This is a genomic window from Ruegeria sp. BHSA162, from assembly GCF_059613385.1.
In genome coordinates this window covers 1-12,754 of sequence record NZ_JBXWSK010000091.1, presented here as the reverse complement: position 1 = coordinate 12,754, position 12,754 = coordinate 1, and the positions used below count along the sequence as shown (strand labels likewise).

The 12,754-nt window shown below is 56.8% G+C and carries 11 protein-coding genes; 3 read left to right on the top strand and 8 right to left on the bottom strand.

Features of this window, described 5'->3' with window-relative positions; translation table 11 throughout:
• Positions 1 to 539: 539 nt before the first annotated feature.
• From AC2FM5_RS17340 to gntH, 3 genes are read right to left on the bottom strand one after another with little or no spacing between them, the layout of a single operon-like run.
• Positions 540 to 1,823 (bottom strand): HupE/UreJ family protein, encoded by a 1,284-nt coding sequence (locus AC2FM5_RS17340; protein WP_496737068.1) that lies wholly within the window; start codon positions 1,821 to 1,823, stop codon positions 540 to 542.
• The gene (locus tag AC2FM5_RS17335) at positions 1,816 to 3,570 is read right to left on the bottom strand and encodes a hypothetical protein (protein WP_496737066.1); all 1,755 of its coding nucleotides are present in this window, start codon (positions 3,568 to 3,570) and stop codon (positions 1,816 to 1,818) included. Before AC2FM5_RS17335 ends, AC2FM5_RS17340 begins: the two co-directional genes overlap by 8 nt.
• 54 nt (positions 3,571 to 3,624) lie before the next feature.
• On the bottom strand, positions 3,625 to 4,806 hold the full coding sequence (gntH, locus tag AC2FM5_RS17330; protein ID WP_496737064.1) for a guanitoxin biosynthesis MBL fold metallo-hydrolase GntH: 1,182 nt from the start codon (positions 4,804 to 4,806) through the stop codon (positions 3,625 to 3,627).
• A 137-nt stretch (positions 4,807 to 4,943) separates the two neighbouring features.
• Between gntH and AC2FM5_RS17325 the strand changes: the two genes are divergently transcribed.
• Positions 4,944 to 5,513 carry a TetR/AcrR family transcriptional regulator gene (locus tag AC2FM5_RS17325; RefSeq protein ID WP_496737062.1) on the top strand — a complete coding sequence of 190 codons (570 nt, stop codon included), beginning with the start codon at positions 4,944 to 4,946 and terminating at the stop codon, positions 5,511 to 5,513.
• 379 nt (positions 5,514 to 5,892) lie between these two features.
• Positions 5,893 to 6,195 (top strand): hypothetical protein, encoded by a 303-nt coding sequence (locus AC2FM5_RS17320; RefSeq protein WP_496737060.1) that lies wholly within the window; start codon positions 5,893 to 5,895, stop codon positions 6,193 to 6,195.
• A 10-nt stretch (positions 6,196 to 6,205) separates the two neighbouring features.
• Here AC2FM5_RS17320 and AC2FM5_RS17315 read toward each other — a convergent pair whose 3' ends face one another.
• The 5 genes from AC2FM5_RS17315 to AC2FM5_RS17295 form a co-directional block, all read right to left on the bottom strand.
• Entirely contained in the window at positions 6,206 to 9,367 is a 3,162-nt protein-coding gene (locus AC2FM5_RS17315) for a hypothetical protein (RefSeq protein WP_496737058.1), read from the bottom strand.
• A gap of 172 nt (positions 9,368 to 9,539) precedes the next feature.
• Positions 9,540 to 9,761 (bottom strand): helix-turn-helix domain-containing protein, encoded by a 222-nt coding sequence (locus tag AC2FM5_RS17310; protein ID WP_171177354.1) that lies wholly within the window; start codon positions 9,759 to 9,761, stop codon positions 9,540 to 9,542.
• Positions 9,758 to 9,976 (bottom strand): helix-turn-helix domain-containing protein, encoded by a 219-nt coding sequence (locus tag AC2FM5_RS17305; RefSeq protein WP_170602299.1) that lies wholly within the window; start codon positions 9,974 to 9,976, stop codon positions 9,758 to 9,760. Before AC2FM5_RS17305 ends, AC2FM5_RS17310 begins: the two co-directional genes overlap by 4 nt.
• Before the next feature lie 84 nt (positions 9,977 to 10,060).
• On the bottom strand, positions 10,061 to 10,555 hold the full coding sequence (locus tag AC2FM5_RS17300) for a hypothetical protein (RefSeq protein WP_171177352.1): 495 nt from the start codon (positions 10,553 to 10,555) through the stop codon (positions 10,061 to 10,063).
• A complete protein-coding gene (locus AC2FM5_RS17295; RefSeq protein ID WP_496737055.1) occupies positions 10,552 to 11,853 on the bottom strand; it encodes a tyrosine-type recombinase/integrase in 1,302 nt (433 codons plus the stop codon). Before AC2FM5_RS17295 ends, AC2FM5_RS17300 begins: the two co-directional genes overlap by 4 nt.
• A gap of 438 nt (positions 11,854 to 12,291) precedes the next feature.
• On the opposite strand from AC2FM5_RS17295, the gene AC2FM5_RS17290 reads away from it, so the two are divergent.
• Positions 12,292 to 12,754: alpha/beta fold hydrolase (locus tag AC2FM5_RS17290; RefSeq protein WP_496737053.1), on the top strand; the 463-nt coding region annotated here is incomplete at its 3' end.

Here is a 12,754-nt window from a genome sequence, read left to right as displayed (position 1 = left end):
GTCCCGGCCGCCAGCACCGCTGTCGCCAATATCGCTCCAATGAAACGGCCGCGGATCAGGATGCCTCCTCGACGTAAAGCCGGACACTTGTCCGTTCGAGCACGGCCTGACCGGGGCGCCATCCCTCGCACCGCCAGCCCGATCGTTTTCACAAGTAACCTCATCAAACCCACCTTCTATAATGACCTTTAAGGGAAAGTAGCCCTGCGCGCGAATTCGGCTAGGTCCGCATGGTCCGCAACTGGACTATACGATGCCCGAGCGGAAAACGGCAGGTTTGGATTCGCGCCCATTTATTGCTTTTTCAATGGCCGCTTCGTGGAAGCCGTACCGCAACGTCACACGACACTCCGAGGCTTGACCGAACAGCCGATGCCGATTTCGCTGCACCAGCATCAGGCGGCTTCGTCCGCAGAGCAGTCATTCATGCCTGGCGCGGCGAATGTCCAATTCGAGCCCAATCTGTCTTATGCTGCGGAACAGCCGAATGTCCGCTTTTCTCTCAGGCAAACATCACGGTACGCGCCATTGCAATAACCTTAAGTCAGCGTGGAATAAACCTCGGCAACTCGCTGAAAGGTCCAATAGCAGGCGATAGCCGCACATCCACCGGCTAATCCCACTCTTAGGGACATCCACAAACTGGAGTTCACGCGCCGACACATTGTCAAGGCAGGCCAGAGTGCAAGAATAATGGCAACTTGGCCAAGCTCGACGCCAAGATTGAAAGCAAGCAGGCTTTGCCAGATGTTTGGAGATGTGACCTGCAAGATCTTGTGCAACACAAAGCTAAACCCAAGCCCGTGCAAGAGGCCAATCAGCGTTGTCAGAAGCACCATTGTGACTTCAGAGCGCGCATTGTCCTTAAAACTCATAAACGCTGTGACAGCTGCAAATATGATAGAAAGCGCGATCCCAGTTTCGACGGCAGGAACAAACCACGCGCCCGATGGCACAAACCCGAAAAACCCCAGCGACAGCGTTACGCTATGCCCAACGGTAAAACCGGTTGCACGCAGCAATAGCGCCCTGAGTGTCTGCGCTCCGATGACCAAACACACAACAAACAAAACATGATCCAACCCTTCGAGGATATGTCGTATGCCTTCCCAGACAAAACTCAGAAATCCTCCATACCCCTCTTGCTGAACCACCAATGGTTCAGTCATCAGGCCCCGAGATCGGAATATCTGCGGTGTGTCTGACGCGTAGTCGAGAATGAGGTTGGCCGTTTGGTCCTGATCGGGCAAGCCGGGGTCCAGCACGTTGGCAATGCTGTACGATTGGACCGGGCCGTCAGTGTCATAATACAGGACGAGATCGACAATTGTGTCACCAACAAAAAGCGGTGGCTTTAAGGCTGTTTCGGTGTCCACGGCCTGTTGAGCTTCGGCCAAAGTTGCAAATCCGGGCTCATTTCCAATGCGATGCAAGCGAACGGACTTAACTGTTCCTCTTAACCGCTGATTGTCGACCGACAGATGTAATCCACCTTCGGCGAATTGCCCCAGCCCATTGGGACCGCTCATGACAGCTTGCAAGTCGACAAAGTGGACCAACTGACCGTCGCTCATGGCATTGGTCGTGAATGGTGCAGCTTCCGGCAAGGCATCACCATTCTGATCACCGACCTTATCTGCAACCAGATAAGGCATGGGCGTGCGCATGTAGATACGTAGACCGTCTTCGGAATGCTCGACATGCGAAATTCGAACGTTGAGGTTAAGCAAAAAATGCGCCGAGGCTGATAGCGTCAGTGACAAAAGCACTCCGACAAACAGAGCGCCTAAAGCAAAAACCTTTGGTCTTAAACGCTCATGCATTTGGATCGCGAGCCTCGATTACAGTTAATCCATCCAGCTTCCAATGGCCTGACTCAGGTATGACCTCCGCCAGCACCCGAAACGTAACCGCGCGCATGTGGGCATGCCCCCAATGACCGCCTTGGGCTTTCACTGTCCATTTGGCCAGAGTGCTAAATCCACCCGGCTTGAGGGTCGGGTCAACGCGCTCTAAATTCAGGTCTCTAATTTCGGTAACTGTAGCAAGACTGCCTCCTGGCGTTCGGATCACGAGACCACGTTCAACCTCTGTTGCGATGTCACTCAGAGACGCTTCCGTTACAATGTGTGCCAGCTCTGCCTTTCTTGCTGTCGGCGATATTTCCAGGGTCACCGTGTTCAAGTTTTCGACCATCGAGCGCAGTATATCTTCCGCAACCTGCGGCTCAGGGGGCTCGAACTTCTTCCAGGGTAATTCCGGCAAATATCCCGAAAATACAAACGTTGCCGATGTTGCGGCAATCATAGTCATGCAACTGGCACGCTTTGCGACTTTGCCTCTAGTTAGCAGGAAAAAACAGAGTGAGACGGCACTGATAATCCCGGCAATCAAAGCCACGGTTAGTTTCTGCCGTTTCTGCTGTTCAACTGGAATCTGAGTAACAGATGCTCTTTGGTATTGGAGTAGGTGGTTCTGCCAGTGAAACTGAGGGTCCGCTGGTGTAACAGCTCCAAAGAACGGCCCGGCGATATCGTTTGAAATCGTTGCGACGCGGGAAATTTCCTGGTCAAACATATCCCATGTGACTGTCACATGATCGGGAAGTTCTGCCGATGAGAAAGACAGGATGGCGCCGATAAACGCATTGTTCACGGACACTTCCTTTCCAGGCTCGACAACCTGAAAACCCTGCGATGTTAGCTCCAGGAGCTTTGCTGTTGCGTTTGACGGTTGCACTGATTTGCCATCAATGGTCACAGGGTTACGTGAAGCCAGGAAGGACGCCGCCTGGTTTACGATCAAGGCGCTACGCTGTGGTGAAAGTGTTTGTCCCACTGTGAAAGTTTCACCAATCCAAGGCGCGAGTTCTCGCAAGCGGATCAGCGTCTCATGCCGAACTTCACGAGGTTCGATGTAAAGAAAGCTGGAAGTTCCGTCCTGCGCTTTTCGATTCAGGCTTTCAGCAGAAAAACGGCTATCCCACGGATCAGGCCAATGAATCCTTAACTCTGCTGGCTTTGACAAGAAGCGGAAATCCGTGACCGGAACCTCTCGGTCAAAAACCTGCATCCCGATTGTCACCAGGGGTTCGTCATCCCGCGATGGAGGCATTATAGTCAGCTCTTCGGGAAGTGAATTTTGAAACGGAAAGAACACTTCGAGGAACAAAACACGCGGATCTGTTGGCGGGCTGGGCACAATTTGACCCGAGAATGGATCGCGCTGACCCGCAAGCGGTGAGGCCCGGTCTATGCGCGTTCGGTATTCTAACTTTCTGATTTCAGCGTGTAGGGCCTGTCCGTCCCTTCCAACAATCGACAGCGCCCGACTTTCGGCTTGGGCAGAACCTTGTTCAGCCTCTGGCTCATCCCTGACGAAATCGGATGACCAACCGATTGGCAGCATATCCGTAAACAACGGAATATCTTCGACATAGACTTCAAGGTCGACGAAAACTCCATCATCTTTGACATGAAGGACAGCAATATTGGGCGCGACTTCCGAACCGTTTGTCAGAACGACATCCGCCGAAACGGTCTGTACACCCGAGGCCATCAGGCTCAGCATCAGGAAGAGCCAGTACAGATACTGCCAAATCGGAATTTTGTTCACTCCTGAACGTTAATTATCCGGCATTGGCGGTGGCGTGTAACCCTCCCATTTTCCCGCTTTGACTTTGTCGGACGGCTCTTTTTCTTTTGAACGCGGGGCATTGATGTACTCGTCGCTTACAGCTGGTGGCAACGCATAGTCATCAACACTCGCTTCCCGAACAACGATCTGGTCTTTGGTTACGTTGATCACCTGTAGATCTCGCGCCAGTGTCAGAGGCCCATCGTAGGTCGAACGGACACCTTCCAAAATCGCCTGATAATTTTCGGGTGAAAGAACAGAGTGATACCCGAGCGCCATGCGCGGTTCGACCGCGGACATCACTTTGCCAAAGGCCGCAGGTTCGGTATGAACGCGCGTGGCTACATAGGTCGCCTGTTTCATGTCCCAGCCAAAATAGGGGGCCAGTGCAGCGGGAGGCAGAAAAGCCTCGTGCGAAGCGATGTCCGCCCCTTTGGCATATTCGACATACCACTTGTTCGGGTAAGTATCGCCACCAAAGACGTATTTCAGCCCATTCCATTCCAGAGAGTAGCTCACGGAACCATCAAGACTGTGGATCGCAGGCCAGGACCGGATCGTGACATCGTTCTCCTGATAGACGATCTCGTTTTCCTGCATGTAGTCGAATTCGGTGACATCAAGCTTTGCTCCATCGTCCGGCAGCGCGCCCGTTCGCGTGGCCAAGTCCCAGGCATAGGCTTTGGACATACCCTCGACATAGGCTTTGGTGCCCAGTTCATCCTCTGATCCGGACGGGCCGAAGATGCGGAGCGGGGTATATCTGCCCGAAAGCCACCCCCCAACGTGGAGGCCCATGAAGTCTCCAACGTGGTCAACATGTAAATGGCTGAAAAAGACCTTGTCGACCTTTGCAAAGTCCGGTCGCAGCGAGAACAGGTTGCCCGTTGCGCCCGTACCCACGTCAAACAGAAAGACGTCCCCATTCCCAAGTTCCACATAAAACGAAATAGAAACTGCGGCCTTGGTTTGGTTTGGCATCCCTGTACCCAATGCCGTGATACGCATCTCATCCTCTCCGAGGATTTCAGTGTTGGGAAAGTAAGACGCGGGATAAACACCGTTTTCGATTGCACTGGCGCTCCGACCTGTCGGCAAGGCGTTTTGCGCCGTGGCTGTGCCAGCCAGTGTCATACCTAAGGCCATCAATGTGCCGGCTGCGGTTTTCATTAAGTTATTCATTGATCCCCCCTTCAAAGCGAAGCCTCTTAAGAGAACACGAATTCGTGAACCTCTCATTCACCATAGACATCTCTACGGTAGAACCATAGACTGCTCTATGTCAAATGAAGAATGCTGCAATCTGAATGTCAGAATCTAACACTCGAAGCTCACCTAAAAACGCCGCGACCAAAGAAGACTGGATATTGCTGGCCTACAAAGTACTCAACGAGGGCGGCGTTTCCGCGATAAAGGTCGTGCCAATGGCAAAGCGACTGAACCTGACAAGCGGTAGCTTTTATTGGCATTTCAAGAACGTCCGCGAGCTTTTGGATGAGGTTCTCAGATATTGGGAGCAGGAACTGACTGACAACGTAATCACACAGGCAAAGACATTTGGCGGCCCCCCGGAAGACCGCATTCTTCTTCTCATGAAAAAGGTCATTGAAGAGGACGCCGCCTTGCCAGATCACGCTGTCTCTGTGTGGGCGAATACCGATGAGAAAGTAAGAGAGGCGTACCAAAGAACCATCGGCAAACGATTCCAGTTCGCCGCCTGGATGTTTGAACAGGCCGGGTTTTCGAAAGAAGAAGCGAAAGCGCGCGGAAGACTGATGGTGACTTCGCTAATGGGAGACTCTTCGACCGGTCTGAAAACTCAAGGCGATTGGGAAAGGGTTATCGAACGGGAACACGCAATTCTTGTCGGAAAGTAGAAGATAGAACAAGAAAGTTGCCCGGCATTGTAAGTTTGCTCGAAACGGACAGACAATTTTTATTGCCTTGTAGAAACAGCTCACGCAACAATGCCAGAAGCCGACGTTCAGTCTGTGACCATCAAGGTCCGCTTCGTCCGCATACTGGTCGCTCATGACTTTTCAGCAAACGTCTGCATAAAGCTCAAAACGGACACGGAAGAGCGATTTGCTTGCCGCTGTCTGAAGTTTTGTATTCGGGAAAAATCGAAAAAATTTTTCTGAGGGGTGACGGGCTTTGGGGGTGCCAAGCTCCACTCGCCCCCGTGTTTTTGTTGGGGTGGGGGGGTAATTTCTGGATTTTGCCTGGCATCACAAAATCCACCCCGACGCTTGCCTCTTGATCGACGAAGCCTCACCGCATGCTGGTACCAAGTCTATCTCATTGTGTATCTCGATCGCCATTGGTTTGTGGTTTCGCGGGTTGAATGACGCAGGCCACGTCTCGCGTATTCTCATTCCTGTGCTTATGACGGTTCATGAGCGAGCCTCGGAAAAGATAAGTGCGCCAACATTGGCCAATTTGCGCCAACCGCTACCCCACCTTTTATTTGTAAATATTCAAATCGTGTTTGAGTTTTTCCGAACATATCTGCGCGGACGAATTGGCGCTTTTTGGGGTTTTTGGGCGCATGTTAAATGAAATCAGGTACTTAGCTTTTTTTACTTTTCGATCCCGCAAACTCCTTCACAAACAAAACTCGGGCGCTTTCGCTAATTTCGGGTGCATCTTTCGTCCGCTCCACTCGAAACACCCATCTGGCCTTTCGACCGGTACGCCCGCCGAGGTTCATGCGCGCGGCCCTGAGTGTGTAGGCGTCATCGACCTTGGTGTCGCGGTTGCGTCGCAGGTATCCCGTCACCGCTTGGTTTGATGGTCTCGTCTCGCCCGGAAACGCCTTTTCCATGATGCGATCACCGACATGGGTGTTGATTTCCTGAGCCGTAACCCAGTCACCCTCGGGCGGTTGCAGCATCCCGCCGACTTCGATCAGGGTGATGGCTTTAAGGAGGTCGCTCAGGCCGGACGGTGCGACCCCTTTGACATCCTCCTCTCCTGCCTCGACCCACGGCTCAAAAAAACCCGGCGCGTCGACCACGTTCAGCACTGGTCTGGCAACCTCGCGTTCCCACTGAGGGAACCGGCTCTTGGGTTTTACTGAGGTCACCTTGGCGGTGGCGATGCAGGCGAGTGCGCCGATGATGCGGCCTCGGTTCTCGCGCGTCCACCTGATGATGTCCGGGTGCTTGAAGTCACGCAGGACCATGTTTTCGATACCGCGCGGCACGAGGCGGATTTCGATGGCACGAGACGCTGTGTCCCCGACCATGAGGATGTTGTTGCCGGTCAGGGCGACAACCATGCCGGACGGCCCGGAGTAGGTCTTGGACACGCCCAGCACCCGACCGTTCCACATACCTGACGTGACGAGTTGGTGTAGGTCGCTGTAGCTGTTGCCGATGGTCGAGCCGGTGCGGACGTTATCGAAGGCGAGCAGCGACGCGCTCTCCATGACCGTGCTGGTGATCAGCTTGCCGCGTTCCTCCCGGTTGTCAGGCAACTGCGTCATGGCGGCGATTTGGCCGGTGACGGCGCAATTGAGGCAGTCGAGCAGGATGGACTTGCCGATGCCTGCGCTGGGCGCTGTCAGGGCGTTGAGTGGTATCGCCGACCCGTACAGGCTTGTTTTGTTTTTCAGCAGTGAAATCGCCAGCATCAGGGCGGCGGCAAAGTCCGCGTCTGTATCGAACGGGAAATCGCACAACCACTCGTCGCGCAGGAACGCGACGGCCTCCTGTGGGTCGTCCCAATTCTCAATCTCAGCGTCACCTGTTTCCAGCCACAGGCCCGAGGGTTCGTGGTAACCAGACCCGGCCAACAACTGCCCGCCATACAGGACCGGATGCGAGACCACGCCTTTCAGGGTGGGCAGCATTGGTCCCGCCGCCTTGGTCATGTGGTTGACGAGCGCGTTGGGGGCGAACACCGGCGTTGCAGTCACACCCCTGTCCGTATGTGTCACGCGCTGAAAATAAGCGATATGATGCAGGAGGCCGACCATGTGCCCGGTGGTGAGGGGTTCGGTGCGAACGACAAGGGCGGGGTCTTTAATCGGCTTGCCGTCCTCGTCGCTGATGACTTCGCCCGTGTGGTCCCGCCGTGTGGTGGTGAGGTAAGTTGAACGGGTCTTACGGATGCCGACACCAACGCCTCCATACGAGAATGCAAGACGCGCCTCGCCCAGTAACGTTTCGAGCAGCGGCGCACTATCCATGAGTAGGTTCGGGTCTGCGGTGTCTATCACCACCTTGTCGCCGGTATCCCGCGCCGCCTCGGTCACGAACACATTGCGGGCGCGCTTGCGCGCCTTGTCCCACTCGGTTTTGGCCTTCTGGTCCCGCGCTTTCTGTTCCAGCGCCGCAATGGCCTCGGGGTTATCCTCGACGGCTAGGGCCAGTTCGATGGCATCTAGATCTAGGACATTCCCGACCCGTTCGACATGCAGCGGCCAGCGCGCCCGTTGGTCCGCCACGCGCGCCTGCCAAATTTCGTTGTATTCCTCGTCGCTGCCCATAACGTAGGTTTTCTGGACGCCGTGCGCCTGACTGACGATGCGGCGGTTGCGGGTGTACACAATCGCCGTTGCGCGCCCACCGCCGTAGTCCGGTTCCAGCGGGTCGGACAGGTTTTCGCCCTCGTATGTGGCCGGATCTCTCAGCATGTCGCCGACTGTAACCGGTTCGCCGCTGCGCGCGAGGTACACCACATATGCAGCGTGGAGGATTGGGCGCTCGCTACTAGCCTGCTTTTCCAGCACCGTGCGACGCCCACGCTGGGTGAGCCGTTCAACCTCGGCGTCCACCTTCGCCTCACTGGCGTTCTCGCCCACGATGGCGATGGCTTCCGTCCTCAGGCGTTGCTCCAGCCAATTCTCGCGCCCAGCGGTGGCGTCCGCATCGGTTGCGCCTTTAGCCTCCTCCACCAAGCGGGTGTAGGTGCGTTCCTCAGCCGCAGTCAGGTCTTTGAACACCGCGCGGGTATCGATCAGGCGCTCACCCTCGCTGATGAGCCGTGCAGGCCTCGGGCGGCGCTGCTCCAGACCCTCGCCACACACGGCCCCACCGGCATAGTCCAACCGCGAGGGTTGATACATGCAGGGGTCGGTCGTAGCGCGGATGAGTTGTGCGCCGCTGCCCGAGATGAAAATGTAGCCGAACCTGTTCAGCCACATACGTTTGAGCAGAACGTCAGCGGCACGGGGTATGTCCGTGGCATCCGCGACACCGATGTAGAGGCGCTGCCCTTTCAGCCCGATCAATTGCTCGTCGGTCTCGCTGTCGTAAACGAATGAGGATGAGGACGGTGCCCACACAACGTCATGTTCCTCAAGGTCGGGGATGACCCGGCACAACTGCCCCCACAGTTCGTCAGGTGACAGGACCGCGTGGCCCTCCCGTGGGTCGTAGTCCATTGCCATAATGCCGGGGCCGTCGCTCCAAACGAAATGGCTCTCGGTTCGGGTGATGCCTTGTTCCATGTAGCGAGCCTTCGAAAACACACCCACGCCGTCGACGTCCACGGGAACGATTGGCAACCCGTAGGCCATGACATCCACACCCGGTATTACATTGTCGTTCAAAACTGCGGCGAACTCGGCCATGTCCGCGACGCCATCCACGTAGGCGCGTCCCTCGTTTAGGTAGCCCACCGTTTCCTTGTGCAGCGTCCCGTCCGCGTCGCGGCGGTAATGCTTGCCGCCGGTTTTTGGGTCCACCAACTGGATGTTGGTGTATTTGATCTGTTTAGGATCCATTACGGCGTTCCTTCCTGTTGCGCCCATAGAAGCTTGTGTTGCGGGCAATTCATCGTTTTCCTGCGTGTTTCGGCGGCTCGGGCAGAGGCGGTCACTGTTCGCGTCACTGATGCCCCTCCGAAACAGCACTTATTTCCCTCACGCTCGCTGGTTCAGGAGCGCCAGGTCCAGATCACGCGGCATCGTCTCGCTCCTTTGGCTGGATGCGGTTCCGTTCCTTGAAGGCGTCGATGCTGGCGCGGTCGATGCGCGTGACGCGCCCGTTCGAGTAGCCGGTCAACTCGCCGCTACTGAGCCAGCGCCAGACGGTCGAGGACGACACCTGCAACTCGCGACAGGTTTCCTTAACGGACAGGTCCGAGGATTGATTTGGGGTAGGGACCGGGGCGCTCATGCTGCGTCTCCTGCCACCTTAGCCAAAAGGGCAGGGTCGGGCACGTAGGCGTTGTTCGCCTTGTACTCATCTAGTGAGGTTCGAGTGATGCGCTCTTGCTTGCCTACGAAGTAAGTAGACAATTGCCCGGACGCTATCAGCTTGCCGACCGCATTACGCGAGACGTTCATCTCAGTGCATGCCTCGGCGATAGTCAGGTCAGGCTCTCTAGCCATGTGTCACTCCATTAATTAGGTCGTGACACTTGGCTAACAGGGGGTGTTCCAGATGGACGAATTCGTAACTCAGTTACGCGCAAACTATCTTTTTAGCGGTCCATTTTTCTTGAATTCCGCTCGTATCCAGCGGGCTATGCTGCCCTCGGAAGGTAGTTTCGCCACCTCATCCGCAGTCCGTTCTAACGACATCTCATCATAAACCCGTTCCGCGAGGTGTTTCGCCGAACCTGCCATGTTTGGGCTGCGTTCAACTATCGCCATCGCTCGCCTAATCACCTCGTCATGGTGAGGACGACGACCGGGGCGGGCGTTCTTACCGCGCGCGCTGTTGCGCTCGCTCAGGACGCTTTGCACTGCCGTGTAAGCCGATTCTGCCTCTATGTGATCCTCTCGGGGGTCAGGCCCGTCTAGGTTCAGCAGGCGCAATTTGATGAAGTCCAGGGCACTCACTTTACCCGGTGGCAGCGCCGCCAGCCGCTCGGCTTCTTCGCGGCTCACTTTCAGGCGGCGCATGATCGTGGCCGAGGTATCGACGCGCTGGGCGTCGGCGAACGGGTTGGGTTTCGGGTTGGTCATGCCCGTCCCTCCGACAACTGCACCACGCTCTCAGCGGTGAGCCCGTCGAGGAAGTCCGCCCATTTCTGCCACCATTCGGCGGCGGGCTGGTTCAACTCGGATAGCTGATAATGCGCGTCCGCCTCGCTGGTGTCAGGGCTATGTGCGGACAGGCGGTCGCGGATGTCCTTGCCGCCACCGTTTTCGGCAACCCAACTAAGCAGTGCCTTACGGTTGGCGTGGCTGGTGTAGTCGGTGGGTAGGCTCAACTCGTCGCGCTGCCGCGCCCAATTCAACGAGACAGTCTTGCGGCCACGACGACCGAACACACGACCCTCTCGCGTGGGTTGGTTGCGCAGCAACTCGACCGCCTGCGCCGAGAGCATGACCAGATGTTCTTTCTTGGCTTTCATGCGCTGGGCGGAAATGGTCCAGCGTCCATGTTCAAGGTCAATCTCCGACCACTCAGCGCCCAGCGCCTCGCTGATGCGGGTGCCCGTCAGCAGTTGCAGGCGCATGATGTCCCGGTCGATGTCTTGCAGTTCTTCAAGGCCCCGGACCATCGTGCGCAGTTCGGACATGGACGGGCGGTAGTCCTTGATCTGTGATTTCGGGGTCTTATCCAACTGCGGGACCGGTACGCCTGCGGGCATCATTTTCTTCTCGCTGGCCCACTTGAACATGCTTGCCATCGCCATGCGGATGTTGTGCGCCGCACCGGGCTTGTCATCTATCAGGTGGGTAAACGTCGCGTTCAGGGCCTCCACGTCCAGCGCGCCGAGGCGCATGCCGCCGTGGTTGGGCAGAACGTTCTTGGTGAGGATGTTCTCTGACCGCCGCCACGACTTTGTGCCGCGCGTCTGCATGGCTGTGATGTAAGCCTCGGTCAGTTCGTCCAGCGTCGTTTCAGACCGCTTGTCGGCGACCTTGGTGACGGGCTGCGCCCACGCCTCTCGTGCCTCGGCAAGGCTCATGGCGGGGTAGTGCCCGAGGGTGATTTGTCGCTGCCGCTTGCCTTTCTGGGTGCGGTAAATCCAACGCTTGCCCCGCGTGGTAGCTACAAGCGTAAGGCCCGCATATTGCGGGTCCGAGAGACGCCGACCGGGTTTCAGGCGGCGGCAGGCCAGATCAGTCAATTCCTTGGCAGCGGTTCCGTTCGCCTGTTCGAGGGCAAACGCAACACTGGCGCGCAGTTCCTTGCGGATGCCCGTGTCGAGTGCAGCCTGCATCAGGTCAGCAACAACCTCGCGGGGGTCGCGGTCGTCCTGATCCACGAGACTTGCAACTGAGGTCAGAAAGTCAGATGTGTTCTTTGTCATGGCCGTGTCCTTATGCAGTTCGGTCGTGTCAGTCGGGCGGGTGTTGGCGCACCCCCCGACACCTTGGATTTAGCAACGCCATCGCACCGCTACTAGCCCTTCGTCACTGATGCGTCACTGTTGTGGCATGATATCCACGCGGGTTGAGTGGGTCTGACAGGGGCAGTGAAACGGTTTGGTGATACAAGCAAATTCCTGTTTTTTAGGTATTTTTCCATGAATTTGCAGGGGGTTCGCTGGCGTGGGGTATGAGAACGCCCGGTTGCGGGTTATGCTGTCGGGTCCGTTTGGCAGGTGGTGGGGTCTGTGTCAAGCGTCGGCGGGCAGAGGGCTCTGCTCCAAGCGTGCCGCGGGATATCTGCCGCCAGATGACGGAGGGGCGGGAATTGCACTTGGACGCGGCGCGTGCATGATGCTGGAAAAGCATGTGAGGATTTCATGGCAGCGACGACATTTCTGGAAACGCCACAGAGGCGGCGGCTGGCCTATCACAAGAGCGAAGGGGCGGGCCCCACGGTCGTTTTCTTGGGTGGCCTCAGGTCGGACATGGAGGGCACCAAGGCGGTGCATCTCGAGGACTGGGCGCGGGCACGTGGGCAGGCCTATCTGCGGTTCGACTATTCCGGGCATGGCGAAAGTTCCGGCCGGTTCGAGGAGGGGTGCATCGGGGATTGGCATGAGGACACGGTTGCGGCGGTTTCAGCGCTGACCGAAGGGCCGCTGATCGTGGTGGGTTCGTCCATGGGAGGCTGGCAGGCGTTGCTGCTGGCGCGGGCCATGCCCGAGCGGATCGCGGGGATGGTCACCATCGCTGCGGCGCCGGATTTCACCGAGGACGGCTATTGGGCCTCGTTCAGCGACGAACAGAAACAGGCGCTGGAGACGGTCGGGCATGTTGAAC

Excerpts from the sequence above, each read along its gene's own strand:
- AC2FM5_RS17340 (WP_496737068.1), bottom strand. The coding sequence starts at position 1,823 with ATGCATGAGCGTTTAAGACCAAAGGTTTTTGCTTTAGGCGCTCTGTTT.
- AC2FM5_RS17335 (WP_496737066.1), bottom strand. The coding sequence starts at position 3,570 with ATGCTGAGCCTGATGGCCTCGGGTGTACAGACCGTTTCGGCGGATGTC.
- gntH (WP_496737064.1), bottom strand. The coding sequence starts at position 4,806 with ATGAAAACCGCAGCCGGCACATTGATGGCCTTAGGTATGACACTGGCT.
- AC2FM5_RS17325 (WP_496737062.1), top strand. The coding sequence starts at position 4,944 with ATGTCAGAATCTAACACTCGAAGCTCACCTAAAAACGCCGCGACCAAA.
- AC2FM5_RS17315 (WP_496737058.1), bottom strand. The coding sequence starts at position 9,367 with ATGGATCCTAAACAGATCAAATACACCAACATCCAGTTGGTGGACCCA.
- AC2FM5_RS17310 (WP_171177354.1), bottom strand. The coding sequence starts at position 9,761 with ATGAGCGCCCCGGTCCCTACCCCAAATCAATCCTCGGACCTGTCCGTT.
- AC2FM5_RS17305 (WP_170602299.1), bottom strand. The coding sequence starts at position 9,976 with ATGGCTAGAGAGCCTGACCTGACTATCGCCGAGGCATGCACTGAGATG.
- AC2FM5_RS17300 (WP_171177352.1), bottom strand. The coding sequence starts at position 10,555 with ATGACCAACCCGAAACCCAACCCGTTCGCCGACGCCCAGCGCGTCGAT.
- AC2FM5_RS17295 (WP_496737055.1), bottom strand. The coding sequence starts at position 11,853 with ATGACAAAGAACACATCTGACTTTCTGACCTCAGTTGCAAGTCTCGTG.